This window comes from Motilibacter deserti (assembly GCF_011250635.1).
GTDB classification, from domain to species: domain Bacteria; phylum Actinomycetota; class Actinomycetes; order Motilibacterales; family Motilibacteraceae; genus Motilibacter_A; species Motilibacter_A deserti.
Genome location: NZ_JAANNP010000191.1, coordinates 1 through 2482 on the forward strand (window position 1 = coordinate 1; position 2482 = coordinate 2482).

Annotated in this window: 3 protein-coding genes; all 3 read left to right on the forward strand. The window is 74.9% G+C overall.

Annotation, left to right across the window (positions count from 1 at the left end):
- A partial coding sequence (locus G9H71_RS22215; RefSeq protein WP_166284940.1) for a sigma factor-like helix-turn-helix DNA-binding protein occupies positions 1-316 on the forward strand: 316 nt, incomplete at its 5' end.
- The gene (locus G9H71_RS22220; RefSeq protein ID WP_166284941.1) at positions 313-1299 is read left to right on the forward strand and encodes a cupin domain-containing protein; all 987 of its coding nucleotides are present in this window, start codon (positions 313-315) and stop codon (positions 1297-1299) included. The genes G9H71_RS22215 and G9H71_RS22220, both read left to right, overlap by 4 nt.
- 148 nt (positions 1300-1447) lie before the next feature.
- Positions 1448-2425, forward strand: a complete 978-nt coding sequence (gene trxB / locus G9H71_RS22225) for a thioredoxin-disulfide reductase (RefSeq protein WP_331273195.1) — start codon at positions 1448-1450, stop codon at positions 2423-2425.
- The last annotated feature ends 57 nt before the right edge of the window (positions 2426-2482 follow it).

Consider the following 2482-nt stretch of genomic DNA (forward strand, 5'->3'; position numbering starts at 1 on the left):
CGTGGCGGCCGCGCTCTCCACGCTGCCGCTCGACCAGCGCGCCGCCATCGTCCTCGTCGATCTGCAGGGCATCGCCGTCCGCGACGCGGCGACTCTGCTCGGCGTCGCGGAGGGCACCGTCAAGAGCCGGTGCTCGCGAGGGCGAGCCCGCCTCGCCGTGCTGCTCGCACCGGGTCGGACCGCCGGCGCCCTGCCACCCCCCGGCGCGCGGCTTCCCGGTCAGGCGTCCGGAACCGACCTTCCGCCTGCGGCGTCTCATCCGCGGGACGCGAGGTCTGCCGCAGACACCGCTGTCGAGGAGGAGGAGGCCAGGTGAGCCCGGACGACGAGCAGCAGGGCGCTCGAGCGGGAGCTCACTCGTCGGGCCACCTGGGCCTCGAGTACCTCGCCGACCTCGACGAAGGGCTGCTTGACGAGGCCTCTGCGGCATCGGCGCGCGGGCACCTGGCCGCCTGCGCCTCCTGCCGGGCGCTCCAGGCCCAACTGCAGACCGTCGGCTCCCTGCTGCACGGCCTGGGCCCTGAGGTCGAGATGCCGGCCGACGTCGCCGCCCGCCTGGACGCCGCGCTCGCGACGGCCGCCGCGGAGCCGGAGGGGACGCCCGACGGCGCCTCCGTGGCCGCGCTACCCGAGCCCAGCCGGAGCCCTGGCGGACGGCACCGCGCCGCCGCCCCTGCGCGTACGCCGCGGAGCCGGGCCAGCAGCGGCCAGGCACCCGGGAAGCGGCTCGGGGCGCTGGCCGCGGCGGCGGGAGTGACCGCGGTCGCGGTGCTCGCCATCGGGACCGTCCTGCGGCCCGGCAGCGACAGCGACGACGACGCGGGCTCGCTCGCGAACGCCCCCCAGAGCGCCCAGCTCAAGGCGGACTCGGCCGAGCAGGAGGCCGCCGGCTCGGCCGACGCGGCGGCAGGCGCCGCCCCGGCACCGTCGAGTGCGGCCGCCGGGAGCGGCCCGGGCGGCGCCGCGACGTCGGCGAGCGTCCCTCCCGCCGGGCAGCTGGGGCGCACGACGTCCTCGGGCACCGCCTACACGCCGGCCCGGGTGCGCCAGCTCGTGCCGCGGCTCGTGTCGGGGGCGCTCCCGGTGGCCGCGGCGGCTGCGCCGCTGTCCCCGGAGTGCTCGAGCATGCTCCTCACGACGGGCACCATCCTCGCGGTCGACGAGGGCACGTGGCGGGGCCGTCCCGCGGTCCTCGTCGTGCGCAGGGCCTCGGACGGGTTGCGCGCCTCGGTGCTCACCAGCCCGTGCACGGCCTCGAGCGTGCGCACCCCCTTACTCTCCGTGCTCACCACGGGCTGAACCGGTGACTCCGGCCGGGCGGGAGCGGCCGTGCCCGGGAATGCTGCACCCCTACGATCGGTTCGAGGAAGTGCCTGCCGGCAGCGCCGGGAGGCCCGTCCGGTGGCCAGTGCCGCCGGGCGTGGACGAGCGAGGGGCGGAGACAGGCGTGAGCGACGTGCGGGACGTCATCATCATCGGGTCGGGCCCGTCCGGCTACACCGCGGCGATCTACGCCGCGCGGGCCGGGCTGAAGCCGCTGGTGCTCGAGGGTGCGGTGACGCAGGGCGGCGCGCTGATGAACACGACCGAGGTGGAGAACTACCCCGGCTTCCCCGACGGGGTGCAGGGCCCGGACCTGATGCTGATGCTCCAGAAGCAGGCCGAGCGCTTCGGTGCCGAGCTCAAGCTCGAGGACGCCGTGTCGGTCGACCTCACCGGCCAGATCAAGACCGTGATCGACGGCGAGGGCATCGAGCACCGGGCGCGCGCGGTCATCCTGGCCACCGGCTCGGGCTACCGCGAGATCGGGCTGGCCAACGAGAAGCGGCTGTCCGGCCACGGCGTCTCCTGGTGCGCGACCTGCGACGGGTTCTTCTTCAAGGACCAGGACATCGTGGTCGTCGGCGGCGGCGACTCGGCCATGGAGGAGGCGACATTCCTCACCCGGTTCGCCCGCACCGTCACGCTCGTGCACCGGCGCTCCGAGCTGCGCGCCAGCAAGATCATGCAGGAGCGCGCGCGCAGCAACGAGAAGATCGTCTGGGCGCTCAACTCCGAGGTGGTCGACATCCTCGGCGAGGACAAGGTCTCGGGCGTGCGCCTGCGCGACACCGTCACCGGGGACGAGCGGACGCTCGACGTCACCGGCGTGTTCGTCGCCATCGGCCACGACCCCCGCAGCGAGCTGCTGCGCGGCCAGGTGCGCCTCGACGAGGACGGCTACGTCCTGGTCGAGGGGCGCTCCACGCGCACCAACCTGCCCGGTGTCTTCGCCTGCGGCGACCTCGTGGACCACACCTACCGCCAGGCCATCACGGCCGCCGGCTCGGGCTGTGCCGCCGCCCTGGACGCCGAGCGCTACCTGACCTCGCTCGAGGACGTCGAGCTGACCGGCGACCCGGTCCAGGCCGTCGTCACCTTCTGACCACCCCGTCCCAGCACAACCCTTCTGGAGGACACCCCATGGGCAACACGAAGACCG